The sequence below is a fragment of the Candidatus Bathyarchaeia archaeon genome, from assembly GCA_038883335.1.
Lineage (GTDB): Archaea > Thermoproteota > Bathyarchaeia > Hecatellales > Hecatellaceae > JAVZMI01.
This window is the reverse complement of sequence record JAVZMI010000001.1, coordinates 25,741-49,213: the sequence shown is the minus strand read 5'-3', so window position 1 is coordinate 49,213 and position 23,473 is coordinate 25,741. Positions and strand designations below refer to the sequence as shown.

The window sequence follows — 23,473 nt, the reverse complement described above, 5'->3', positions numbered from 1 at the left end:
TACATTGGTACCGCGACAGTTGAGGCACTCGAAATGCACCCTCTAGAACCTTTAGTCCTTCTAGCTCTTGGGGTTGGGGTTGGAGCTTATGGAACCTTGATGGGGGCTGGCGGGGGATTTGTTATGGTCCCTCTGCTTATCACAATCTATGAACTCGAGCCCAGAGTGGCAGCTGGGACAAGTCTTGTCTTCGTCTTTTTCAACGCCCTATCTGGGAGTATAGCCTACCTCAAACAGAGGCATGTCGATATCAAAACTGGGATAATGTTCACTCTAATGACAGCACCCGGGGCAGTACTCGGCGCCTTTGCCACCAGCTACCTCACGTCTAACACCTTTAAACTAGCATTCGCAGCCATTCTCATAACTGCTTCAGTATACCTTGTCATTAGACCACTGAGGGAAGATAAAGCCTCTAACCTAAAGGGTCACCCTAGGAGGATCGTGGATAACAGAGGGGTGGAGTATAAATACTCAGTTCGTTTGATTTGGGGTTTTATCACAAGTTTCCTGGCTGGATTCGTATCGAGTATCTTCGGTATCGGAGGAGGCATAATTCACGTTCCAGCAATGATACTTCTAATAGGCTTCCCCCCACACATAGCCACAGCCACATCACACCTCATTCTTGCCTTCAGCTCGCTGGTTGGCTCAGCAACTCACGCTTACCTAGGTGATGTAAACTTTGAATTAGCTGTACCCCTAGGGCTGGGGGCAACTCTCGGCGCTCAACTTGGCGCATCGATTGCACAACGAATAAGAGAGGTTATCATTGAGAGGCTTCTTGCACTAGCCTTAGTTGCAGTCGCGATTCGCCTTCTCCTATGACCACTAAGCCAAAAAAATGGGAGAGGGACGCTCAGGTTTCAAAAGCTTGGGCGCAGTTCGTGACGCGAAATCCTTTTCACTAAGTGGATTACATAGAGATCGAGCGTGTAGATGGATAGCGAATATGATATCCATAGAGCAATCGTTGAAGAGCTACTTAGACTACCTAACCCCTCCAAACATGACTTAGACTTGCTGAAGCTCGAGTATTCACGCCGCTACAAGCTCAGAAAGCTTCCTCAGAACTCGGAGATCCTTAGGTGCGCCAAACCGGATGAGGAGGAAAGACTAGCTCAACTACTCCGGCGCAAAGCTACACGGTTAATCAGCGGTGTGAGCGTTGTGGCTGTTATGACGGCGCCATGGCCATGCCCACATGGACGGTGTGCCTACTGCCCAGGCGGCCCAGAGGAGAATACCCCCCAGAGCTATACAGGCTTTGAGCCGGCTGCTATGAGAGGCGCGCAGAACCGCTACAACCCATATAGGCAAGTTAAGTGTCGTATCGAACAGTTGGAAGGGATAGGCCATAGAGTCGATAAGGTAGAAGTTGTTATAATGGGTGGGAACTTCAATTCGACGCCCACTTCTTATCAAGAGTGGTTTATTCAGTGCGTCTTGGATGCGATCAACAATGTTCCGTCGAGAAGTCTTAAGGAAGCTAAAACGCTGGCGGAGACTGGTAAGAGAAGGAATGTGGGGATCACCGTTGAGACACGCCCAGACTGGGCGAAGCCTCAACATATCAATCAAATGCTCAATATGGGCGTTACAAGGGTTGAACTTGGCGTCCAAACTCTCAACGACGAAATCTACGAGAAGGTGGAGAGGGGACATAAAGTTGTAGATGTAGTCGAAGCTACACGGTTATTGAAAGATTCAGGATTAAAGGTCTGCTACCATATGATGCCTGGGCTACCAGGCTCAGACTTTGATAAGGATCTAAAAGTCTTCAAACAGATATACTCAAATTCAGACTTCAGGCCTGATATGCTCAAGATCTACCCCTGCCTCGTCATAAAGGGGACTAAACTGTATGGGTGGTGGCTTAATGGACTGTACAAGCCTTACACGACAGCCGAAGCCGTCGAACTCCTGACCGAGATAAAGAAGGTTACACCCGACTGGGTTAGGATAATGAGAATCCAAAGGGACATACCAAACCGCCTCATCGAGGCTGGCATTGACAAAGGGAACCTCCGCGAGCTCGTCAAGAGACGCCTAGACAGTTTAGGTCTCCGCTGCCGGTGCATTAGGTGCAGAGAGGTTGGCCACAGAACACTTAAAGAGGGTTTGCAACCAGATTTGTCTCGTTTAGAGCTTCGCACCGAGAGTTACGAGGCTTCTGAAGGGATCGAGTTTTTCATATCTGTAGAGGAAGTTGAGAATGATGTTCTGATAGGCTACCTGCGGCTTAGGATACCGTCCTCTAAAGCTTTCAGACCTGAGATCACATGCCAGCCCTCCGCCCTCATCCGTGAACTCCGCGTCTGCGGACCACTAGTGCCTGTTGGTGAGAAGTTGAATGGAGCATGGCAGCATAGAGGTTATGGTGAAGCGCTCTTATCCAAAGCAGAGAGGATAGCTTCAGATTACAATTGTAAGAAGATCCTCGTCACAAGTGCTTTAGGCGTGAAAAGATATTATCTGCGCCACGGCTACTCGTATGATGGGCCATACCTCTCGAAAATTTTGGGGGATGAAGAGGACGGAAGAGTTGAGTGGGTATAAAGGGAGAGCCCTGAAATTACTGGAGGATAAGAGAGTTAGGGTCGGTGATGTGATCAGAGTTAAGAAAGATGGTGGAATTTATGAGGGTGTATTGATGCCGCGGATGGAGCTGGGAAACCCTGAATGCATAGTCCTCAAGCTCAAAAGCGGCTATAACACAGGAATATTAGTGACGGCCCACACACATATCGAATTCGTCAGCCCTGGCTCAAAGCCAGCGTTTATCCCACCTAAACCCCCAGCGGAGACACCGGAGCTACCCCCCGTAGCTATAGTTAGCACTGGAGGCACTATAGCCAGCAGGGTAGACTATCGAACCGGAGCTGTAAACCCAGCCTTGACAGCTGAGGACCTTTACAGTGTGATCCCGGAACTTTCAAAAATAGCACGGATAAGAGCTGAGATCTTATTCAGCCTCCTAAGCGAGAACATAACCCCAAAACATTGGAGTAGAATTGCTGAAGCTGTGGCGAAGCATATAGAAGAGGGCGCCTCGGGAGTAGTTGTGGCGCATGGAACAGATACTATGGGTTACACTGCAGCAGCCCTTAGTTTTGCGCTTCGAAACCTACCAGTCCCTGTTATATTGGTCGGCTCTCAGCGATCTTCGGATAGACCTAGCACAGACGCCGCGATGAACCTCATGGGTGCCGTGAATGCTGCAGCCTCAGCACCATTCGCTGAGGTGGGCGTGGCTATGCATGAAGGAAGCTCAGATGATTCGACCGTAATCCACCGCGGGACTAAGGTTAGGAAATGCCATACAAGCTGCAGGTACGCCTTCAGATCCGTTAACGCCGGACCCCTAGCTCGGGTTGTCGACAGAAAGATTACCATGCTAACTTCCAACTTCAACCCCAGGGATCCTAACAGGAAACTGAAATTAGAGCACAACTTCAACGAGAAAGTTTACCTCCTCAAAGTCTATCCTGGCATCCAACCAACCATTTTTGAGTGGCTGATAGATCAAAGATACTTAGGGATAGTGATAGAAGGGACAGGCTTAGGCCACATTGGGGAGAGCTACTTCAAGGTCATAGAAGAGGCCGTTAAGAGGGGAATCGTCGTAGCCATGACCTCTCAGTGCATCTGGGGAAGAGTTAACATGGCAGTATACGAGACTGGAAGGGACCTCTTAAAGCTTGGAGTTGTGCCTTTAGGTGATATGTTACCTGAGACAGCTCTCGTCAAGATGATGTGGATATTCGGTCAGACAACCTATCCGGAGGAAGTTAAGCGGCGCCTTCTCACCAACATCGCAGGTGAGTTCAGCCCTAGATTAAACCCAGCTGAGGAGAGTTATGTTGCGCACTGATACAGAGGCGGTAGGCCTTAGGGTTGGACTCGAGATACATCAACAACTGGATACAGCACATAAGCTATTTTGCAACTGCCCAACACGCCTCTCTAAAGGGGAACCTAAGTTCAGATTTGTTAGAAGACTTCGGCCAACTCAGAGCGAGCTGGGACAAACCGACCCTGCGGCCCTCTTCGAGTTTCAGAAGGGACGCACTATCATCTATGAGGCGGATTGTGATACCTCTTGTCTGGTTGAGATGGATGAGGAGCCGCCTCATGAACTGAACCCACAAGCCGTAGATGTATGCCTCCAAGTAGCCCTTCTCCTAGGGGCAAAGCCGGTTGACGAGATCCATGTCATGCGGAAGATCGTCGTAGACGGTTCAAACACAAGCGGTTTCCAGAGGACCTGTGTGATTGCGCTAGGGGGTTCGATATCGGTTGGCGGCAGAGAGATAGCCATCCAGACTATCTGTCTGGAGGAGGATGCGGCTAGGAAGGTTGAGGAAAGAGGATTCACTACTACTTACCGCATCGACCGTCTAGGAATACCCCTAATAGAGGTCACAACAGCTCCGGACATCCACACGCCCGTCGAGGCTGGAGAAGTTGCATTGGTCATAGGTCGTGTTTTAAGAGCTACGAGAATGGTTAAGAGAGGGATCGGAACGATAAGACAGGATCTCAACATTTCGATAAGAGAAGGCGCTCTGGTGGAGGTCAAAGGCGTCCAGAAACTCGAACTAATCCCCAAAGTCATAGAGTTTGAGGTAGGAAGGCAGCTGGCCCTCTTAAAAATCAGGGAGGAGCTGCTGAGGCGAGGAGTCTCAGGGTCTCAGCTTGAAGTAAAGCCTGTAGATGTAACGGATGTCTTCCGCAACTCTGAGAGCCGAGTCATAAGGAAAGCCTTGGGAGAGGGGGGTGTAGCGTTAGCTGTCAAGCTCCCAGGCTTCGCTGAGATTCTTAAGGTTGAGCTCGAGCCGAACGTAAGGTTTGGCACAGAGATGGCTGATAGAGCGAAATTCTGGGGCAAAGTCGGCGGGATCTTCCACACTGATGAACTGCCAGCCTACGGGATCACCGAGGCTGAGACGGCTGCCTTAAGGTCGAAGCTCGATCTCTCAGATTTAGACGCCGGGGTTCTAGTAGCCGACAAGCTGGATAATGCGACGGAGGCATTGAGAGCGGTTGTGGAGAGGGCTATTGAAGCAGTTAAAGGTGTGCCTGAGGAGACGAGAGCAGCGCTCTTAGACGGCACAACGAGGTATATGCGCCCCCGCCCAGGTGCAGCTCGGATGTATCCTGAAACGGACGTTCTGCCCGTAGTCGTAACCCCTCAACATCTCCACAAACTCAGGGGCACTCTTCCACCATTGCCTGAACAGTTGGCAAACCGGCTGATGTCTGAGTATAGCGTCAACAAGAAGCTGGCAGAGCAGCTGATTGATTCAGACTATCTTACTTTATTTGAGAAGGTTGCATCTACGACAAATATCCCCTCAACCTTCTTGGCTACAGCCCTCACAGAGGTTGTGAAGAGCCTTGAAAGGCAGGGTGTTCCAGTCGAAAACCTCACCGAGGAGCAACTCTATGAAACTTTCCGTCTGATAGAGGAGGGACGCATGGCTAAAGAGAGCTTCGCCGAGGTAGCTGGGTGGTTAGCTAAGAACGGAGGCTCGCCTCTTGAAGCTATAGAGAAGCTAGGCGTTAAGATGTTGAGTGTGAACGAGATTCAGACGCTTGTGGATAGGCGTGCAAGTGAGAACCTTCAGCTGTTAAGAGATAAACCTTATGAGGCATTCAACCTGCTTATGAAGATTATTATGGCCGAGGTTAGAGGGAGAGTTGACGCAGGAGTAGTAGCCAGAAAAGTTAAGGAAAAAATTGAATCTCTCAAGGCGAAGCAGCAACAAGATGGTAGGTCCAGCTAATATACCCCATACTTTTCTGATTCTAGTAATTTCCAGTTTTTATTTTTAGGTTAGAGTTCAAACTTGGCGATATTCGGTTGTACGGTATGTTGCATGTTACTGTAGTTGAGTTATCTTTTTATTACGTGAAATTACGGTTCGTCATATTACGTAGATAATACGTAAACTTTATAAGGCTCGGAAGCTGATTCAGAGTGAGAGATCTTGACAGTAAAGCTGACAGTTAAACGATCTTATGGAGAGGTAACCATAGAGGAAGAGAACTTCGAGAATCTAGTTAACACTTTAAGATCATTTCCAGAGTGGCTCACAGTACTCGACGGACTCCTCTCAAAGCCAGAAGTTCCTATACCCGCCAAAGAGGCACTTAAAGGAGTGGTCGACTTCACTAGGGAAGGCACTGTCATAACTGTCCCGAGAGATAGACTCAGCGACAAAGAGGCGATATGCCTCCTCCTCTATGCTAATGAGCCAAACCCCCTCCAGCCGAGGGAGATAGCAAGGCTAATGGCGAACTCCGGGCGCTTATCACCAGGATATGGGGCGAGGATCAGTGAGCTTAGGAGTGAAGCCCTGATATTGAAGGATGCCGGCTCATACAAGCTTACAGCTACTGGTCGCGTGTTCGTTGAGAATCTTCTGAGAAAGTTGAGTGGCGGAGTTGGTTCACCGTGAGTTCAAACCCCCACTTGAAGATCCACGTAGAGTTCGGAGACAACAAGGCTGACTTTGAAGGGTCAGCCAGCGAGGTGATGAAGGCTCTAATGAACTACATAACAGAGATCTATCCGGCCTACGAACTCGTCAAAGGCCTAATGTTAACTGTTGATCTTGAGAGGCTTATGAGAGATGTTGAAGGTGTGATCGCATTCACTGAGGAGGGGGTTGTGGTAGCAACCCCTAGGGATAAGTTGCTCAAATTGAACATTAAAGATCTGATATCGCTTCACTTAGTTAAGGCGTATCTCGGTCACATCGCAGGCAAGCTGGCAAAGAATACTCTGACGGTGGATGAACTTCTCACCTCAATTGGGGGTAAGATTGGGACATTGACGGGAGGTCTCAGTGTAATGGTTGATGAAGGACTTGTCGCGCGTGTAGGCCGCGGTGAATATAAGATAACAACAATCGGCATCACACGATTTCAAGAGGACGCTCTGCCAAAAATAAAGAGAGAGATAAAGGGCGAGGGATAGGGAAGTTGATTAATCACAACTACTCAAACAGATTGAAGGTACACCTGGAGTACGGCGAGTTCAGAGTGGATATGGAAGGTACTCCAGATGATGTATTCTCAGGCTTTATGGATTTCATCAAGAAGAGTATACCAACGCTTGAACTGGCGTCAAGGCTCATGGTAGCCGTAGACCTCAGAGGAGCGGCAGAGGCACTTGAAGGACTCGTAGCTATCCAGCCAACTGGCCCCGTCCCCCTCACAAACGGAGAGCTGACTCTCAAGGATCGGATCTCCTTATTGTTGGCTGGAGCATACATTGGCGGCCAACTTAAGATAACTGAGAGAGATACTCTTGCACCTAACTATTTAACGGATGCCTTGGGCGTTAAGGCTGGTACTCTCTCGAAGGAGATTTCTCGAATGAGAGAAAAGGGGCTCCTCGAGGTTGTTGGGAGAGGAGTGTATAGAGCTACACCCCTCTGTCTAAAGGGAGTTCTTGAAACTTCTCGTAAAATAAAAGAGAGAGAAGGAAACTGCCAATGAGTGAAGGTAAGATCACAATCCGCCTCAAAATAGATGGAAACGAGTTTCAGGTAGAGGGGTCAAGGGAAACAATACTTAGCATGATCGAGGCGGATCTGCCCCGGTTAATCGAAGCCATATATAAGGTAATCTCAAAAATTCCCAGCACCCCAACCTCGGACGGTAAGAGACTAGAAACCTCCTTAACACAGATGACACCAGAATTCGAGGAGGCTGAAGCATACCCATCAATTCATGCGGAGAGCTGTTCCGATGCCATCATAGCGTTATTGTCGACGGAGTGGGGACGGAGGAAACCTCGAGCCCTATCAGAAATTATGGCGGCGCTCGAGGCTAACGCTCTACACTACTCTAGGCGTGTCATAGGTTTCACCCTTACAAGGCTTACGAGAAGACAGAAGGTACGCAGGTGGAAGACTAGGGAAGGATTTGTGTATACTGCCCAACCTTCAACGGAGGTGGAGACTCGTTGATAGGCACCCAAGCCAAATCCAACCTATCAGAGGAACTTACCCGGATTGGCGCCCTTTCTCTTGATGAAATCTACGGCGAGAGCTTCGAACCGTTCCACTATGAGCGTCTCATATGGGAAGACTCTGAAGCTCGGCCTAATTCAATCGACTGGTATTCAAAATGTGGCGCAGTTCTAAGCAACCTCCAAGAACGTTTGAGTATACTTAAACCAATCTGTGACGGCTCAACTGTGGCGGCGGTGGATACCTCAAGTAGGAACATAGGTTGGACTAGTAAGGGTACGATTTACGCTCTTCGTGGTACGATTACTTGGAGGGAAGGGTATGCTTACCGCTACCTCCGATTTGGCCCGTACCTCATCCATGTGAGGAATACAACCTCAAACTTCTACGATGCACAGTCTGGGCGTGTGAATGATTACACTGGACCACGAAGTGAACTTCGCAATTATACTCCGGTATGTAGGGCACAGAACTTTCTTGAAAGAAGGTTGCAACATTACATTTGCCGATCGGCGAAGGATGCTATAGTCCTTTTCGACGGATGTCTGGCGACTGTCACATCCAGCGATCATAGTGCGCTTATGGAGATACTGGAACAAGCTACCATTAACAGAAACAATACCATAGCCATCTCAAAGGATACATGTCTAAGCTCACTACATAAAGGCATAACGTCACTATCAGAAAACTCGCAATCGCCCTGTTTGGTCGACATGGACGGCTTAATAGAAAGCGCTAAACCTCTCAGGCTACTTGGCAGAATCTTCGTAGGGAAGTTGACGTTTGGAGGTTACGGGTTCAGGATCGACGTAGATAAGCGACTCACACTACGAGAGGCTGTAGAGGCTGTCAGTAGACTAGCTGGCAACGATATAATGGCTCAGGGCTACCCTGAAACTCTCAGACTGGCTCACATCCTCTCCTTCTTTACTCCCACCGAGATCATATGCCTTCAACGCTTCCTAGTAAAGAATTATGGCCTACTCCCCTCAAGGACTCAACCATTAAGGAGAATGCTATTTGGCCCCTTTGGAAGAGGGGAGAACGCATAATGCGGCTCTACAGGAAGGAGGGCGACACCCTTCACATTCTCTCCTTTTCTGAGGAGAGGGCGGAGAGGGGGGATTATTTACTTATTGAAGATCCGAAGGAGCGAAAGAGCTTACTGGTTCAGGTGCTTGACATCCAGTTTGCGAACCCTCCAGGGATAATGGAGGACCTCCTCCGAGAGACTGTGGCGGAGGATCAAACCTTCGGTGATGACATTGACCCCCTCAGCCTTAACTCTCAGATAATACTCCTCAGAGATGCTAGGCTCATTGTGTGCAAGATCCGATGCTCACTGGAAGGAGGACGGCTCTCAACCAACATCTCTTGGCTACCCTCTAGATCCTCTTCTATCATACGTGTGGCGAACACACGTGAGGTAATTGAGATGATTGGGTCAGGGGGGCGACACCCAATCGAGGTTGGCGTATCTAAATCAGGCTCTGAGGTGGAAGTTGACGCTGAGGCCCTTGATGGAGGGCTCTCTATCATAGTCGGTAGAAAGGGTACTGGGAAGTCGCACCTATCTAAACTTTTACTCCTAGGGCTAATAGACTATGGCGCTCCTTGCATCGTCTTCGACGTGAACGGCGAGTATGTAAATCTTGACCGCTCCAGAGCTGGCTCCGGAAGCCACCAAAGGGGCAGAGTGACTGTACTTGAGGCTTGTCGCGACTTCAAAGTCACACTCGGCTATGTGGGCTCTTCGGTGATGTTAGACATTCTCAACCATGCCCTCGGTCTCCCCGGAAATTCAGCTCGAGTCTTCTATCAGATATGGAGACACCTAGAGGGGAGAGGGTTGCTGACATTGGAGGAGCTTGGAGAAGCTATAGAAGACTGGGGCTGCAATGAAAGCGTGAGAGAGGCCATCTATTCTCGATATAATACACTGGTAAGTTCAGGTTTCTTCACTGATGATACCACATATACCTATACCTTGGAAGGGACATTCGGTAAGATGGCTCAGGGTGGAGCGTTGGTAGTGAACCTGAGTGGACTATCTGGCGTAGTGAGAAGGATAGTCGTTGAGTTCATGTTAGGTAAACTTGTTGAACTCTTAAAAAGTTGGCGGCTAAAGGCTGCCTTCCTCTTCGCCGAGGAGGCACATTTGTATTTAAGGGAGACTTACTGGGAGGACATTGTAACTAGAATGCGGCATCTGGGACTGTTCACAATCTTCATAACAAACCAGCCTGACTCGATTCCTGAGGACATCTATAGACAGGTAGACTCGATCTTTGTCTTTAACCTTCGCAACGGACATGACCTCGACACGGTATCTACTGTCGCGAAGATTGATGAAGAAACGATGAAGCTGATAGCCAGCAACTTAGAGCCCCATCACTGCTTGGTAGTGGGGCAGGCAACACGTGAACTCCCTATAGTGATCAAGGTGAAACAGTTAGATGTCGAGGCTATGGGGGAAACTAGGAGGTTCTTCGCTTAAACGGAGTATTTTCATCGCACTCTCTCATTTAAGAGGAGGCTGCACGATAAAAGGAGGTGATATGTTTGGACGAACCTGAGAGAGGAACTATACCGAAGGCTATAAGAGAGGTATATTCTCAGATGCTCTCCCCCGAGAGCCCATCTGAAACCATACATCCTCTACTTTACGAGAAGATAGTCCACGAGTGCGCGGACAAACTCGTGGCGGAACTCAAAGGTCACCTAGAGCTATTGAGAAGCAGCTTGGAGATGTGTAGGAGCCAAGTGGAGGTTGAGAGTATAGGTGATAAAAACGCTTCAGAAGAGAATATACGGCTGGTAGCCTCAGACGCTGGGAATAAAGGTGTCGACTTAAGGATGGGTTTTCTCCCCCTCTGCGCAGCAACAGCAATAGTGACCGAGGGTTGGGAGATTAAAGAAACACCCCTATGCAGCATCCCAGAAGAAGCCGAAGTCTGGAGTAACGAAGCTTGGCTACCCCAGAGAGAATCTCTCCTAACATTTAAACTCCAGTTCGAGGTCACCAGAAGAGGAGTTGAGAAGTATAAGCCAAAGCTAGCTCTAGTAGACGGTAGCTTAGCTCTTCACCCAAGGCTAAAAGAGCTTGAAGCCAAGGGCTCCCAAGGGTTTAAGAAGGATTACTCCGAAGCGGTTGAGGAAGCAGTTAAAATGCTTCGCACTTGTTACAAGGCAGGGATACCCGTGGTTGGTTTTGTGAAGAGAACCCGTACAAACATAATCGCACGGAAACTGCGGTTAGATAAGGTGAGAGATACTGCTCTCCTCAATTTCATACTGATGCCTGGATGCTACACAAAACCCCTACGGGAACAGGAGAACCCAAAGTTTATGGAAGTCATAAGCGACTACAAGAAGAAAGCGATTGCACTAGGCCTAACCAGTAAAGAGGTGGAAGATATAACCGATCTGTACACGGCATACATTCGTACTGGCTACTATACACCTTTCAGGCTTGAGTTTCCGCGATACTGCCTCAACGCTTTGCCATGGGTGGCTTCAGTTCTTTACTCAACCGCTTACGAAGATGGTGTGCCATTTGCGATTCGGGAGGTGGACCAGCTTACAAAGATCTCTTACGAGGTTTCTAATCTGAGGACATTAGCCATTTACTCTCGGGCTATGGAACTTGTGAAGAAGGGAGAGCTAACCCCTGAGGAGTTAGAGGTCTTCGCCCTACAGTTTGGCGAACTCTGGGCCCTTAGAGACATGGGACTAGGGAGGGGGCATAGTGAGTAAAGTAATAGGATTCCTCATAACGGGGGTGACAAATCAGGAGGCTGCCTTCGTAATACTCGAAGGTGAGAGGGTCAAGGTGGGCCACTACTACTTCATAAAACATCCAATTTACAACTCTGACGTGCTCTTGATCGTCCACTCTATTCAGCCCTACAACCCCGAGATGGTGGTTGGACGGCCTGGGATACTCACTGCACAGAAAGGTATCAAAATCCAGACGGGCCGCTATCTTGAAAGCCACATCGCATATGCAGAGATGGCTGGATACTTTGATGGCAAAGGCAAGTGGCGACAGCTCGAGGTTGCCCCGGATGTGGGTGCAGAGGTATACCAACCTACAGAGGAGGAACTTGACCGTTTCTTCCGGATGGCTAAGAAGGAGAATGACTGCCTATACGTTGAGATAGGAAAGGTCCATGATACTAATATTCCAGTATACCTCGACCTCAATGTTGTGGCCAAATCTCACATCCTAGTTGCTGGGATGACACGCGCCGGAAAGTCAAGTTTCATCGTAAACCTAGCCGTCAAATCTACGAAACTGAACCCTCGTCCAAGGTTAATCATCTTCGATCGACGCCGCGAGTACGGCTCACTCACCAAGTACCCAGGGGTGAGAATAGTCCCCTACAACCGTTTTATACCGTTAGGCTGCAGTCCTAGAGTTGCTGCCAAGAAGCTCGGTCTCGAAGATAGAGATGCAAAGATCCTAGAGACCGCGTTGAACAGCATCTCGGCTGGTAATCTCAGTCGTGAAGAACTTTTGGGGCGGGTAAAGGAGGAGGCTCAAAGCGTCTATAAGCGTGAGAGCGATGCGGATAGGTGTTACCAGTATATCGAGAAGAAGCTGAGCAAGGAAGGCAGTTTCCTCTTCGAGCACAGAGAAGTTCTAGACATTTTAGAGGAGGTAGAGAAGACTCCGACCCTGATCATCGACTTCTCAACCGACGGAGACATCGAGTCGCAACATTTGACGGCTGCGAACATTTTCGACAAGATAATGCGGCACGCGATGGCAAGGCGAGGGGATTTCGCTGTTATAATCTGCGTTGAGGAGGCGCAATACTTCGCACCTGAGAAGGGCCTTGAGATAGCCCCTTCAATAGCGCAGGACGAAGTTAAGGCTAAATTCATAGAGGCTATCAGCCAGGCTGGAGGTTATAACGTTGGGTTAGTGGTAATGACTCAGAGGCCCGCATATGTCGCAAAGAGCGTAATCTCTCAGTGTAATAGCGTAGCTTGCTTCAGATTGAAGTCTGGAAACGATCAAAACGCCATCCTCAACTATACTGAGCAGGGAAGTGAGAAGTATAGGGATGTTCTTCCAGGACTGGCTGACCATGAAGTGTTACTTTGGGGTTTAGCGCTTCATACGCCTTTCCCAGTAGTGGCTGAGCTCACTGTTGATGAATATCCCCAAAAAGCTATAGTCTCGGCGAAGCAGGCCTGGCAGAGGATGACTCCTTATAGGAGTGGAGACGCACCTATCAAGAAACCTAAAATTGAGGAGCATGTGGCATACTGATGGAGGGTGTGCTCCGCGCTGAGATCCTTCAGCTTTGTTCATTTAGCTGATTTACATCTTGGTTATACTCAATACAATCTTATAGAGAGACGAGAGGACTTCTCAAAAGCCTTCATTGAAGCGGCAGAGAAGATTCTCAAATTGAAGCCTAGTTTCGTGATTATTTCGGGAGACATGTTTGACAATCCCAGACCACCCAACACAACTCTTGCTACAGCTGTGCGGGTGTTGAGGAAACTCAGAGAGGCAGGCATACCAGTCCTCGCCGTTGAGGGTTCGCATGACATGGAACCGAACGTAATAACTGGGACTATTCTTATACCGTTGCATAATGCGGGTTTAATCATTTATCTGCCGAAACTGGAGGGAGCATGTTGGCGTAATGATGAGTGTTATGTTTATGGGTTGCGAAACTTCCGCTCACTGAGGGAAGCGGATGAAAAGCTCCCCCAATATTATGAGAAAGCCCCGCCAAAACCCCACCCAGACCTCTTTAACATATTCGCCTTTCATGGAACAGTGGATAAAATTCCCTCCTTAAGATTGAGCATCCAACCCGAGATAAGGGTTGACCAGATACCGGAAGGTTTCCAGTACTATGCTGGCGGCCACCTGCATGTGCCGGTATGCTGTAGCTTTAAGGGCGGAGTTCTCGCTTACCCCGGCTGCCTAGAGACCACATCTTATGATGAAGCCTATACAGAGAAGGGCTTCTTCCATGTGATGGTCAGTAACCGCGAAACAGCCCCAGAGGTTGAGAGAATTAAGAACGAGTCCGCTAGGCCGTTTAGAGTATTAGAGAAAGAATTCTCAGGTATGCTTCCGGACAAGATAACAGAAGAGGCTTGCCGCCTCCTTGCGGAGAACGACGGAGAGGGAGATGTTATTATCCTTATTCTGAGGGGACTACTCCCAACCAGTGCGAAGAGGAGCCAAATAGATATTCCGAAGATTATCTCGATACCGAAAAAGGCTCTATATGTCAAGGTTTTGAACCAGTTAATTGAAGTTGCCGCGGAGAAAACCTTAAAGCTCAGGGAGACACGTGAGTTGAAAACCCTCGCTTATAATTATTTCTTAGATGCCTTCTCGAAGCGGATGGGTGAAGAGGAGGGGAAAAAAATTGCCACATGCGCGATAGACCTTCTGGAGCCTCTGTTGAGTGGTGAGGAGCCAAAGGTTAAAGCGATACTTGAGGGCGTTATTGAAAATTGATACTACGAAAACTCCGTATCGCGAATATAAGATCACACGTCTTCTCTGAGATCGTGTTTGAAGAGGGTTTCAACTGTGTGGTTGGTGGGGTGGGTGCTGGTAAATCCTCACTCCTTTACGCACTTCACTTCGCCCTATTCGGAGAGCCTCTTCACCGATCCTACGACTACCTCATCAGAGAAGGCGAGAATACAGGCAAGGTCTATCTCGAATTTGAACATGTGGGGAAGATCTACAAGATAACAAGGACGCTTCGAAGGGAACGAGGCGGAATAAGCCAAGACATGGGCGAACTTCGCTTCTACCAAGATGACGAACTGATAGCCTGGGGGAAAGCTGGTGCTGTTCAAGAACAGTTACGGGAGTTGACGGGACTCGACAAGAGAGTATTCGAGGAGTTTGTGTGGATTCAACAGGAGAAACTCAAAGATCTCCTCATAAAAACTCCAGCTGAGAGACAGAGAATCCTCGATGAGATTTTCGGGCTGTCGGACTTCCAGAAGGCTTGGGATAAACTCCTCCCCTACCAGCGCGGATATGAGGCTGTCAGGGACACTCTGGGGAGCGACCCTGATGTCCTAGGGATTGCAGACTTGAAGAAGCAATATTCTGAGCTGTCCATTGAAATAATGAATCTTCAGATCGAACTTGAGACATTGAAGATAGATTTAGGTTCAGCGGAGAAGCAGCTCCTTGATGCTGAGTCAAGGCTCAAGGAGTTGGAGATCGAGGAGAAACAAATTGCAGAGTTGGCAAGGGAGAGATCTGCCCTTACAGCTAGCATAGCTGAGAACAAGGCTTCCTTAGAGCTTATGAAAACTAAGTTGACTCACGCAACCCAAGAGGTAAAGAGGATCAAGGACTCGCTGTATGAATTAGGCGAGCTTGAGGGCGGATCTATAAAAAGATTGGCATCGCTTGGCGCTACTAAATGGGAGACTATGGAGGATCTGACGCATCTTGCCGGCGAATTGGAGGCTAAAATAGTTGATGTTAGGCGGCGGATGACTGAATTCCAAACAGCGGAGAGGAAGAGTAAGGCAACCCTCCAAGCCCTTCAAGATAGTAGTGTATGCCCATTATGCCGTAGGGCTCTAGAATACACTTATAGAGATCAGCTCTCAGAGGAGTTGAAGCGTGAGATATACGATTACGAACAGCAGACTTCTCTACTGAGTCAGGAGCTGAAAAAACTTGAAACCCAATACAATGCTTTCAAGGAAACCATGAACGAAATCACAAATTTGGGTATGCAAATTAGGAGTTGCAAGGAAAATCTGGAAGCAGCCCAACGCAGAGAGGCAGAGTTAAAAACCGAGGTGGAAGAGAGGGAAACCTCGCTCAGAGAAAAACTTTTAGAGCTTAAATCTATTGAAAGCAGAATAGCTGGGTTTAATATCGAAGCACTCGAGTCTGCCAGAAAAGTTAGGGAAGATGCACTCCTAAAGTATAGGTGGTATGTGGAGCGAATTCAGTCCCAAGAGAGGAGAATTGGCGATAAAAGAACTATCCTAGAAGCTCTCGAGAAGAGACTCAGGAATGCTGAGGAGAAGCTGAAGAGGAAAGGAAACGTCGAGAAGATAGTAAAGCTCGTAAAGGAGCTAAGGAATCTTTACAAGGATGTCACCCCAACACTACGGAGCATATACATCGAAGGGCTAAGAAATACTGTGCAGTCAGAACTTGATGCATTAATGGCCGAATCGGGACGAAACTTCCACCTAACTATTGACAACGAGTATACACCCGTTATCACTGAAGCGGCTGGACATATACGGGATGCCAGCTTCATATCTGGGGGTGAAAGAACATGGTTAGCCCTTGCCTACAGGATTGGTTTAGGGCAACTGGTAACCGAAGCCAGAACTGGTCATTGTCTCGACATTTTAATCCTTGATGAGCCAACCGAATCTCTGGGGAGCGAGGATGGAAGCATAGAGGCACTCTCAGCGGCAATATCTGGGCTGAAGAATATAAGCCAGATTATAATTGTTACCCACTCTACGGAACTTGCTGAGAAGGCTCCGGTGAAGTTTCTTGTAGAGAAAGTGGGTGGCGTGAGTAAAATAAAGAAGATATAGGACTGGAAGCTTAGCCTGAAGGTTGAGCGGTCTTCTCCTCTGTGCCGGTGGCTGGGGTTGAGGATGTGGTGGGTGCCTCTAATTGTGTAGGTGCGGGTGTAGTTAATAGAGTGTATCCTATCCAGGCGAGTATAAAACATACAGCACCCACAAGTGTCACCATTACCACGATAACGGCTATCTCGAACCATGTAAACAGCAAGGCTAAATACCCTAAGAATGCCAAAATACCTCCTACTAGCAACACTGCGCCTAGAAACCTGTCGTTCACACATCTCACCTTAATTCTCTTTACTATTAACTTCAAATATATAAGTTTCAGGAGTTGGAAAAATGCAGAAAACTACGTTCACAAGTAAAGTATCACCAGCTCTAGGATTAGCTGTTAATCATCTCGGGGGTGCATTAGAACATTACGCTCAAAAAGACTTCGAAAAGGCCGAGGTCGAAGTGTGGTATGCCTCCTCAGAAGTTGAGTATGCGCTCTTCCTGTTGGAGTTGGACTGCACCTCAACCTACGAGCCAGCTGATGATGCGCTCGGGGAGAAGTTAGATTTCGAGTTTGCAATTCTTAAAGTACAAGGACTTTTGAAAGAAACAATAAAAAACTTGGAGACTGGAAAGACTGAGAACGTACTGCGGACACTCTGGCTGGCTCGAAGGATTCTCATCTTGACGCAAAGAGAAATAGAGAAAAGCGAATTGCAGAATCCCGACGGTACGAGAAAGCCTCATACGCAACGGTTACATTAAGCTCAGAATACATGACTCAAGTAAAAAAATCCACGATACACTTAACTTAAACGACTCCTGTGCTGAGCAGTGTTCCCCGCCAGAATATCCACGGCTAGCGGCCATAAAATACACGTTTTAAACCAAGCTCATACATGTTTCAGACTTTCATATTCAAAGTGGCTTTCTCAAGTCAATAATGTCGTTGATGTCTGGACCTGTCCCTATCAGGGTAACTGGAACTTTAGTTGCTTCTTCGATCATCTCTATAAACCGCCGTGCTTCTTTCGTGAGTTGGCTATATTCTCTTAAACCTCTGCATTCAGGATAGACTACGTCAAGTTTAGTCACAGCTAGCTGTGAGGCGCTATTAAGCTCAACCGCTTTCTTGGCTAATTCGAAGTTAAATGGTGCTGCCCTCCTAGTCCTCCCAGTCACCGTGGCAACTTCAAGCCATCCTCTCCTCCTAGCCTCCTCTTCAGGTAGCTCATTAGGGAGGAAACCTTCACCAACCCTCGTGACATACGCCTTGAATACTACTAATACCTCATCTACCTTTCTCGGTCCCACACCTACGTCGCTACATATAGAGGCGGCTGTCACATCCTTGGAGGTACAGTAGGGATATGTCCCGTGGTAGAGTGATAGGAAGGTACCTTGTGTACCCTCTAAAAGGACTGGCCGCCCGCTATCTATCGCTTCGTTGACTTCATGGGAGACATCTACTAAGAATCTTGAGAGATCAGGTATATCCCTCGCGATCTTAGCTGTCCTCTGAACTCTGTCAGCGTTACAGGGACCCGTTCCGGTCCCTGTAGTGCCTATCTTCTTGGAGAGGTGATCCGAGTGTACGTCAGCCTCGATATGCTTATCCTCGATTATAGCGCAGTTAGGATCCAAACCTACTCTCGCCTCAGTGCCAGTTAGCTTCATCTCTTCAAAGAGTATTTTGGGATTAACTAGGACCCCTGCGCCTAGGCGGAGAAGGCACCTCTCGTAAAGGAAGGTTGTTGGAAGCATTCTTAATTTGAAGATTTTACCTTGGTAGGAGACTGTGTGGCCGGCGTTGGGGCCCACGCCCCCACGAGCTCCAATGTGAATCTGGTCCTTAAGAGCCAGGTACGAGATTATCTTGCCCTTACCCTCGTCACCCCAGAAGCCACCTACGACAACTGTGCACGGCAACGTTACCACCTAAGTCTCCAAACTGTTACTAGAATAAATCTTTTTGCGTAATAATGCTTATTTTCATTTATTTTTGGGAACAATTTAAATAATAGGCGATTCTAAATATATATTCTATCGTTTAGAGTGGAGGTATTGTGATGACGAGAGAAGAACTCATACAAATGCTCAACCATGCTCTAGAGTTAGAACATGCAGCGCGAGTACAGTATCTTGCTCATGCTGAACAAGTTAGCGGAATAAATGCAGAGCCTTTAATTGAGAGGTTAAAAGAGATAGCTGAAGATGAGAAGAAACATGAAGATATGTTTAGAGAGCTAATTGGAAGCTACCTAGGTGGAGTACCTTCTATGGGCATGGCAGAGACACACCAAGCAAAAACGGTAGACGAGATTTTGGAAGTAAATCTGAAAGATGAGAAACATGCGGTGGATGTTTACATGGGGATCTTAGAAAAGATAAAAGAGATGAAGGACGAGGTAAAGTATGAATTCTTCCAGTTGGAGCATAAGATTAGGCATGTGTTAATAGATGAACAAGAACACATAGCGGAGTTGAAACTTCTAATAAAAACCTAAATATTGGAAGAGTGAGCAGACAAGAAAAGAGAAACCCTCTTCTTCATTTATTTTTTGAGGTTTATTCCAAGATAAAATTTATCTCATTGCGTCTAAGCCTTTAAAACTTAGCCTATGCGACCTCCTTCACAAGACTTATTCAACTGAAGACGTAAATTTACATGGACGGACAGTTTTAAATCATGTGACGGCTAGGGGGAGTTAGCATTTAGAGTCATAGGTCTATTCTCCGGCGGCAAGGACTCAACTTTTGCACTTTACGAAGCTCAAAGGTTAGGTCACGAAATCTCAGGGCTTCTAACCGTGATACCCCAGTGTTGGGACAGCTGGATGTTCCACTACCCTTGCATAGAGTTAACTAAACTCCAAGCGGAGGCTATGGGATTACCTAGCATCCACGTGTCGACTGAGGGAGTTAAGGAGCTGGAACTCGAAGATCTTAAAAGAGCGTTAGAGGAACTGAGATGCAGGCTAAGTTTTGAGGCTGTGGTTTCAGGTGCCATCGCGAGCGAGTATCAACGAAGCCGAATTGACCGCGTCTGCAGGGAGCTAGACCTGAAGAGTCTGAACCCCCTATGGCATAGAGATCCTGAAATCCTCCTTAGGGAGATGTTGGAGAATGGATTCGAAATAATATTCACAGCCGTCGCAGCTCAAGGCCTCACTGCTGACTGGCTTGGCAGGAGGCTGGATAGTGAAGCTATAGAGGACCTGAAACGTTTGAATAGAATCTATGGAGTTCACATCTCCTTCGAGGGAGGAGAAGGAGAAACCCTCGTTCTCGACTGCCCCCTCTTTCGTAGAAGGCTACACATCGGGGGGATCGATAAGGTTTGGCGTATCGACTCAGGCTATCTAACCGTGAAAGAGGCTACCCTACACCCAAAGGGGCATTATAACGGCAGCAACTGCTTATAAGTCCAACCGCTACCTAGATGAGTGTTAATTAATGTATGGAGGTGTCCAGAGTGGCTGAAGCCGAGATAGGAGTCTTCGGCGGTTCAGGCCTCTACGATCTCCTCAGCGCGGTTGAGGAAGTTAAGGTAGACACACCCTATGGCCCACCTTCAGATATAATCTCTGTGGGGGAGATAGAAGGCAGAAGGGTTGCGTTCCTACCCAGACACGGACGACGCCACCAGCACCCACCTCACACTATCCCCTACAGAGCTAATCTCTGGGCTATGAAAAGCTTGGGTGTGAGGAGGATAATTGCACCATGTTCGACCGGAAGCCTCCAGCCTCACATAAAACCAGGCGACATAGTCGTATGTGACCAATTTGTAGACAGAACCCGTGGCAGGAAGGATACATTCTATGACGGCCCGGTGGCAACTCACATATCAACGTCGGAACCTTACTGCCCAGAGTTAAGGAGCATCGTCATCAATTGTGCAGAGGCATTAGCGCTGAAAGTACACCCGAGGGGCGTGGTCGTTGTGATTCAGGGGCCTAGATTCAGCACCAAGGCTGAGAGCCTCTGGTTCAAGAGCCAAGGGTGGGATGTTATCAATATGACACAGTACCCGGAGGTAGTGCTGGCAAGAGAGTTGGAGATGTGCTATGTCAACATCTCGCTGGTTACAGATTATGATGTTTGGAGGGAGGAGCCCGTAAGCGCCGAGGTAGTTAGCAAAGTTTTCTCTGAGAATATAGAGAAGGTCAGAAAGCTAATCTACAAGATAATCCCAGAGATCCCAACGGTGAGAAGATGCCCTTGCTCAACAGCTCTTAAATCTAGTAGACTCTAAAGAGTAGTTAAACCCTTATTCCTCTGAGTATCGCCTTGTTTCTCCGATTAAACCAGTTTGAACCACCGGTTACTCTCGCCTTTACTTCTGAGGTTGAAGCTTGATCTAAGATTTTATTGCATATATCCCTCGGCCTTTTCGAGTAGTCCACTCCCAAGAATGCTAGATGTACTGGGGAATCCCAGTGTACATCCACGTATACCTTACCGCCACCTACCTCCAGACCAAGTATGTGAAGCCTACCCAAACCCTTCTTCTGCTTAGCTTGAAGCTTCCCGCAAAATGAAGATTCTACGCTCGTGAATCCAACAGACCTGAGTAGTTCCGCAACTTTCACTATCCCAGCTTCAATTTCCAAGTCCACGGACTCACCGAAGAAACATTTAAGCTGGAGCTTTTTTGCGCCTTTACTTGCGAAACTTTAGAGCCTCTCTAATTTCTTTCTCGGTGAAGTACTCCCTCAGAGTTTCAGTATCATTCTTCTCGTGGAGCTTTCTTATAGTCTCATATTCCTCGCCGAGGAATACGATCCATTTATCAGTCTTAGTTGCGTAATAGTCTGGGATGAACTTGCTCCAAGGCTTAACAAATAAAACTGCAGTCTTCAGTAACTCTGGCTTTCTCCTTTTTATGTGCCGATAGCAGGCTTGGAGGGTGTCACCCCGATCCGAGACATCATCAGCAAGTAGCACAACTTTACCCTCAACGGGTATGGAAAGCCTCTGAGTTATCCTAGGCTTATCAGCGGTTTCATTTATGCCAGTATAGAACTCGCAGGCTATGGTTGCCATTTTTGGCTGGCCTAAGATGTCCGAGAGAAATCTGCCTATAATAGCACCGCCTCTCAGAGGGGAGACTATCAGCTCTGGGTAGAAACCGTCGTTTCGCATCTTTTCAGCTATGATGAAACATAACCTTCGAGTCTGAGCCGCGGTCATCCTCAAAAGTTTCAAAGGAATAAATCAACCATCCTGAAATTGTTCACATCCACAAGTCCTTTGTCTGTGAGTTTGAGTTCAGGAATCACAGGTAATGAGAGGAACGATAAAGCCATAAATGGGGATTGAAGCGGGCAGCCCAGTTCTTTGGCTACAGCGTGGAGCCTCGACAGCCCCTCCTTAATATGGTGAGGGGACTTATCGCTCATTAAGCCAGCTATTGGGAGTTCAACCTCAGCGAGAACTGCCCCGTCTCTAACGGCTACCAAACCTCCACCGATCTTTTTCAATTCATTCACAGCTACCAGCATGTCCTCATATGAGGCACCAATGCATATGCAGTTGTGAGAGTCATGGGCGACTGTTGAAGCCAGTGCCCCAGACTTTAAGCCGAAGCCTGATACGAAGCCTCTCCCCAGATTCCCAGACATTCTATGCCTCTCAACCACAACCAGCGGCAGGACATCATGCTCAGTGTCAGGAACGAGAAAGCCATCCCTAGCCTCGAGTAGAGCGACATCGCTTCCTGTGACGATCTCGTTGGGGATGAGCCTTATTACCCTAACCTTAGCTCGGCTTTCACTCTTGAGCTTCAAGTCTTCTACTGAGAGATTGCCTATCCTGACAGTTGAAAGGACTTCAGGAGGGGTGGGGGTGGGTTCAGTCCGACCTGTAAGCTTACCATTCTCTGCCACGAGCACACCCCCTACAAATACAGCTTCAACCTCAAACCTCTTCAAATCCTTCACAATAACTACGTCCGCGTAACAGCCTGGAGCTAGGGCGCCCAAACCCTCCAAGCCGAAATATCTCGCAGGGTTTAGCGTGACCATCCTCACGGCTTGGATGGGATCTAAGCCTAATGTTACAGCCTTTCTTAGTATCCTATCAAGGTGCCCGTCTTCAATGAGATCACCCACATGGAGATCGTCGGAGACGAGCATACACCTATCCCTCCACCCATCATATGCGAGCTTTATGAGAGCCTCAAGATTCTTGGCGGCGGATCCCTCCCTGATCATGATGTGCATTCCAAGTTTCAGTTTCTCAGCAGCCTCATAGAGACTTGAACATTCATGGTCAGACTGGATTCCAGCTGCAATATACTTACAGAGATTAAGCCCCCTCAATTGGGGGGCATGACCGTCTCTAATCTTGCCCTGTTCCTTAGCAAATCTAATCTTCTCAAGCAACATCGGGTTGCCTCGAATAACCTCAGGGAAACTCATTACCTCAGCCAAACCAACACATTGTGGATGCTTCAGCAGGTTTCTAACTTCCTCGGCGCCAAGCTCGCACCCAGAGGTTTCCATGCAAGTGGCTGGTACACATGAAGGCGCCGTGAAGAAGAGGCGCAGTGGCGTCTTATTTTTTAGCATGTACTCTATACCCTTAACGCCGCAAACGTTTGCTACCTCATGGGGCTCGAATACCAAGCAGGTGGTTCCATGTGGGAGAGCTAGCTCGGCGAAGCTGGCTGGTGTAAGCATAGAACTCTCAATATGGATGTGTGCATCCATAAAGCCCGGCAGGAGATAATAGTCCGAGTAATCCAAGTTTCGGTCAACCTGGAGGTCGAAGTCCCCTACGGCTTGAATTTTTTCGCCTTCAACGTAGAGGGTCTCCATCCTGATTTTTCCGTCGAAGAGGTTTACAACCTTGCCGGTTAATGCAAACATACTGGTCGCGTGGATTTAGGTTCACTACCTTTACATATATAAACCTCA

Annotated in this window: 23 protein-coding genes; 18 read left to right on the top strand and 5 right to left on the bottom strand. The window is 48.1% G+C overall.

The window, feature by feature from the left end; all coding sequences use genetic code 11:
• The first annotated feature begins 33 nt into the window (after positions 1-33).
• From QXJ75_00245 to QXJ75_00180, 14 genes are all read left to right on the top strand, one after another.
• Positions 34-828 carry a sulfite exporter TauE/SafE family protein gene (locus tag QXJ75_00245; GenBank protein MEM3736511.1) on the top strand — a complete coding sequence of 265 codons (795 nt, stop codon included), beginning with the start codon at positions 34-36 and terminating at the stop codon, positions 826-828.
• 111 nt (positions 829-939) lie between these two features.
• Positions 940-2,559 carry a tRNA uridine(34) 5-carboxymethylaminomethyl modification radical SAM/GNAT enzyme Elp3 gene (locus QXJ75_00240; GenBank protein ID MEM3736510.1) on the top strand — a complete coding sequence of 540 codons (1,620 nt, stop codon included), beginning with the start codon at positions 940-942 and terminating at the stop codon, positions 2,557-2,559.
• Positions 2,528-3,874: a Glu-tRNA(Gln) amidotransferase subunit GatD gene (gene gatD, locus QXJ75_00235; protein ID MEM3736509.1), complete on the top strand. Its 1,347-nt coding sequence runs from the start codon at positions 2,528-2,530 to the stop codon at positions 3,872-3,874. Before QXJ75_00240 ends, gatD begins: the two co-directional genes overlap by 32 nt.
• Positions 3,861-5,789: a Glu-tRNA(Gln) amidotransferase subunit GatE gene (gene gatE / locus QXJ75_00230; protein ID MEM3736508.1), complete on the top strand. Its 1,929-nt coding sequence runs from the start codon at positions 3,861-3,863 to the stop codon at positions 5,787-5,789. Before gatD ends, gatE begins: the two co-directional genes overlap by 14 nt.
• A 204-nt stretch (positions 5,790-5,993) precedes the next feature.
• Positions 5,994-6,464 (top strand): hypothetical protein, encoded by a 471-nt coding sequence (locus QXJ75_00225; GenBank protein ID MEM3736507.1) that lies wholly within the window; start codon positions 5,994-5,996, stop codon positions 6,462-6,464.
• Positions 6,461-6,985: a hypothetical protein gene (locus QXJ75_00220; GenBank protein MEM3736506.1), complete on the top strand. Its 525-nt coding sequence runs from the start codon at positions 6,461-6,463 to the stop codon at positions 6,983-6,985. Before QXJ75_00225 ends, QXJ75_00220 begins: the two co-directional genes overlap by 4 nt.
• A gap of 32 nt (positions 6,986-7,017) precedes the next feature.
• Positions 7,018-7,509, top strand: a complete 492-nt coding sequence (locus QXJ75_00215) for a hypothetical protein (protein ID MEM3736505.1) — start codon at positions 7,018-7,020, stop codon at positions 7,507-7,509.
• Complete coding sequence (locus tag QXJ75_00210; GenBank protein ID MEM3736504.1) at positions 7,506-7,982, top strand: hypothetical protein; 477 nt, start codon at positions 7,506-7,508, stop codon at positions 7,980-7,982. The genes QXJ75_00215 and QXJ75_00210 overlap by 4 nt, the downstream gene beginning before the upstream one ends.
• Positions 7,979-9,037, top strand: coding sequence for a hypothetical protein (locus QXJ75_00205; GenBank protein ID MEM3736503.1), 1,059 nt, complete (start codon positions 7,979-7,981; stop codon positions 9,035-9,037). Before QXJ75_00210 ends, QXJ75_00205 begins: the two co-directional genes overlap by 4 nt.
• Entirely contained in the window at positions 9,037-10,482 is a 1,446-nt protein-coding gene (locus QXJ75_00200) for a DUF87 domain-containing protein (protein MEM3736502.1), read from the top strand. The genes QXJ75_00205 and QXJ75_00200 overlap by 1 nt, the downstream gene beginning before the upstream one ends.
• A gap of 65 nt (positions 10,483-10,547) precedes the next feature.
• Positions 10,548-11,741: a DNA double-strand break repair nuclease NurA gene (locus QXJ75_00195; protein ID MEM3736501.1), complete on the top strand. Its 1,194-nt coding sequence runs from the start codon at positions 10,548-10,550 to the stop codon at positions 11,739-11,741.
• On the top strand, positions 11,734-13,266 hold the full coding sequence (locus QXJ75_00190) for an ATP-binding protein (GenBank protein ID MEM3736500.1): 1,533 nt from the start codon (positions 11,734-11,736) through the stop codon (positions 13,264-13,266). The genes QXJ75_00195 and QXJ75_00190 overlap by 8 nt, the downstream gene beginning before the upstream one ends.
• A 6-nt stretch (positions 13,267-13,272) precedes the next feature.
• Entirely contained in the window at positions 13,273-14,481 is a 1,209-nt protein-coding gene (locus tag QXJ75_00185; GenBank protein MEM3736499.1) for a DNA repair exonuclease, read from the top strand.
• Entirely contained in the window at positions 14,478-16,562 is a 2,085-nt protein-coding gene (locus QXJ75_00180; protein MEM3736498.1) for an SMC family ATPase, read from the top strand. Before QXJ75_00185 ends, QXJ75_00180 begins: the two co-directional genes overlap by 4 nt.
• A gap of 10 nt (positions 16,563-16,572) precedes the next feature.
• Here QXJ75_00180 and QXJ75_00175 read toward each other — a convergent pair whose 3' ends face one another.
• Positions 16,573-16,833: a transcriptional regulator gene (locus QXJ75_00175; protein ID MEM3736497.1), complete on the bottom strand. Its 261-nt coding sequence runs from the start codon at positions 16,831-16,833 to the stop codon at positions 16,573-16,575.
• Between the two features lie 62 nt (positions 16,834-16,895).
• Between QXJ75_00175 and QXJ75_00170 the strand changes: the two genes are divergently transcribed.
• Complete coding sequence (locus QXJ75_00170; GenBank protein ID MEM3736496.1) at positions 16,896-17,315, top strand: hypothetical protein; 420 nt, start codon at positions 16,896-16,898, stop codon at positions 17,313-17,315.
• Between the two features lie 153 nt (positions 17,316-17,468).
• Here QXJ75_00170 and QXJ75_00165 read toward each other — a convergent pair whose 3' ends face one another.
• On the bottom strand, positions 17,469-18,479 hold the full coding sequence (locus tag QXJ75_00165) for an adenylosuccinate synthetase (GenBank protein MEM3736495.1): 1,011 nt from the start codon (positions 18,477-18,479) through the stop codon (positions 17,469-17,471).
• 140 nt (positions 18,480-18,619) lie between these two features.
• Here QXJ75_00165 and QXJ75_00160 point away from each other — a divergent pair, with 140 nt between their 5' ends.
• From QXJ75_00160 to QXJ75_00150, 3 genes are all read left to right on the top strand, one after another.
• On the top strand, positions 18,620-19,057 hold the full coding sequence (locus QXJ75_00160; GenBank protein MEM3736494.1) for a ferritin-like domain-containing protein: 438 nt from the start codon (positions 18,620-18,622) through the stop codon (positions 19,055-19,057).
• 216 nt (positions 19,058-19,273) lie between these two features.
• Positions 19,274-19,975 (top strand): TIGR00289 family protein, encoded by a 702-nt coding sequence (locus tag QXJ75_00155; protein ID MEM3736493.1) that lies wholly within the window; start codon positions 19,274-19,276, stop codon positions 19,973-19,975.
• Between the two features lie 50 nt (positions 19,976-20,025).
• Entirely contained in the window at positions 20,026-20,808 is a 783-nt protein-coding gene (locus QXJ75_00150; protein ID MEM3736492.1) for an S-methyl-5'-thioadenosine phosphorylase, read from the top strand.
• 7 nt (positions 20,809-20,815) lie between these two features.
• Here the strand turns inward: QXJ75_00150 and QXJ75_00145 are convergent, their stop codons facing one another.
• The 3 genes from QXJ75_00145 to ade are packed head-to-tail and all read right to left on the bottom strand — an operon-like array spanning position 20,816 to position 23,425.
• Positions 20,816-21,172: a hypothetical protein gene (locus QXJ75_00145; GenBank protein ID MEM3736491.1), complete on the bottom strand. Its 357-nt coding sequence runs from the start codon at positions 21,170-21,172 to the stop codon at positions 20,816-20,818.
• A 43-nt stretch (positions 21,173-21,215) separates the two neighbouring features.
• Positions 21,216-21,761 carry a phosphoribosyltransferase gene (locus tag QXJ75_00140; GenBank protein MEM3736490.1) on the bottom strand — a complete coding sequence of 182 codons (546 nt, stop codon included), beginning with the start codon at positions 21,759-21,761 and terminating at the stop codon, positions 21,216-21,218.
• Positions 21,758-23,425: an adenine deaminase gene (gene ade / locus QXJ75_00135; protein ID MEM3736489.1), complete on the bottom strand. Its 1,668-nt coding sequence runs from the start codon at positions 23,423-23,425 to the stop codon at positions 21,758-21,760. The genes QXJ75_00140 and ade overlap by 4 nt, the downstream gene beginning before the upstream one ends.
• Between the last annotated feature and the right edge of the window lie 48 nt (positions 23,426-23,473).

What these genes read in the sequence shown, in the direction of transcription:
- QXJ75_00245 (MEM3736511.1), top strand. Translation starts at nt 34, where the DNA reads ATGCACCCTCTAGAACCTTTAGTCCTTCTAGCTCTTGGGGTTGGGGTT.
- QXJ75_00240 (MEM3736510.1), top strand. Translation starts at nt 940, where the DNA reads ATGGATAGCGAATATGATATCCATAGAGCAATCGTTGAAGAGCTACTT.
- gatD (MEM3736509.1), top strand. Translation starts at nt 2,528, where the DNA reads ATGAAGAGGACGGAAGAGTTGAGTGGGTATAAAGGGAGAGCCCTGAAA.
- gatE (MEM3736508.1), top strand. Translation starts at nt 3,861, where the DNA reads ATGTTGCGCACTGATACAGAGGCGGTAGGCCTTAGGGTTGGACTCGAG.
- QXJ75_00210 (MEM3736504.1), top strand. Translation starts at nt 7,506, where the DNA reads ATGAGTGAAGGTAAGATCACAATCCGCCTCAAAATAGATGGAAACGAG.
- QXJ75_00200 (MEM3736502.1), top strand. Translation starts at nt 9,037, where the DNA reads ATGCGGCTCTACAGGAAGGAGGGCGACACCCTTCACATTCTCTCCTTT.
- QXJ75_00170 (MEM3736496.1), top strand. Translation starts at nt 16,896, where the DNA reads ATGCAGAAAACTACGTTCACAAGTAAAGTATCACCAGCTCTAGGATTA.
- QXJ75_00160 (MEM3736494.1), top strand. Translation starts at nt 18,620, where the DNA reads ATGACGAGAGAAGAACTCATACAAATGCTCAACCATGCTCTAGAGTTA.
- ade (MEM3736489.1), bottom strand. Translation starts at nt 23,425, where the DNA reads ATGTTTGCATTAACCGGCAAGGTTGTAAACCTCTTCGACGGAAAAATC.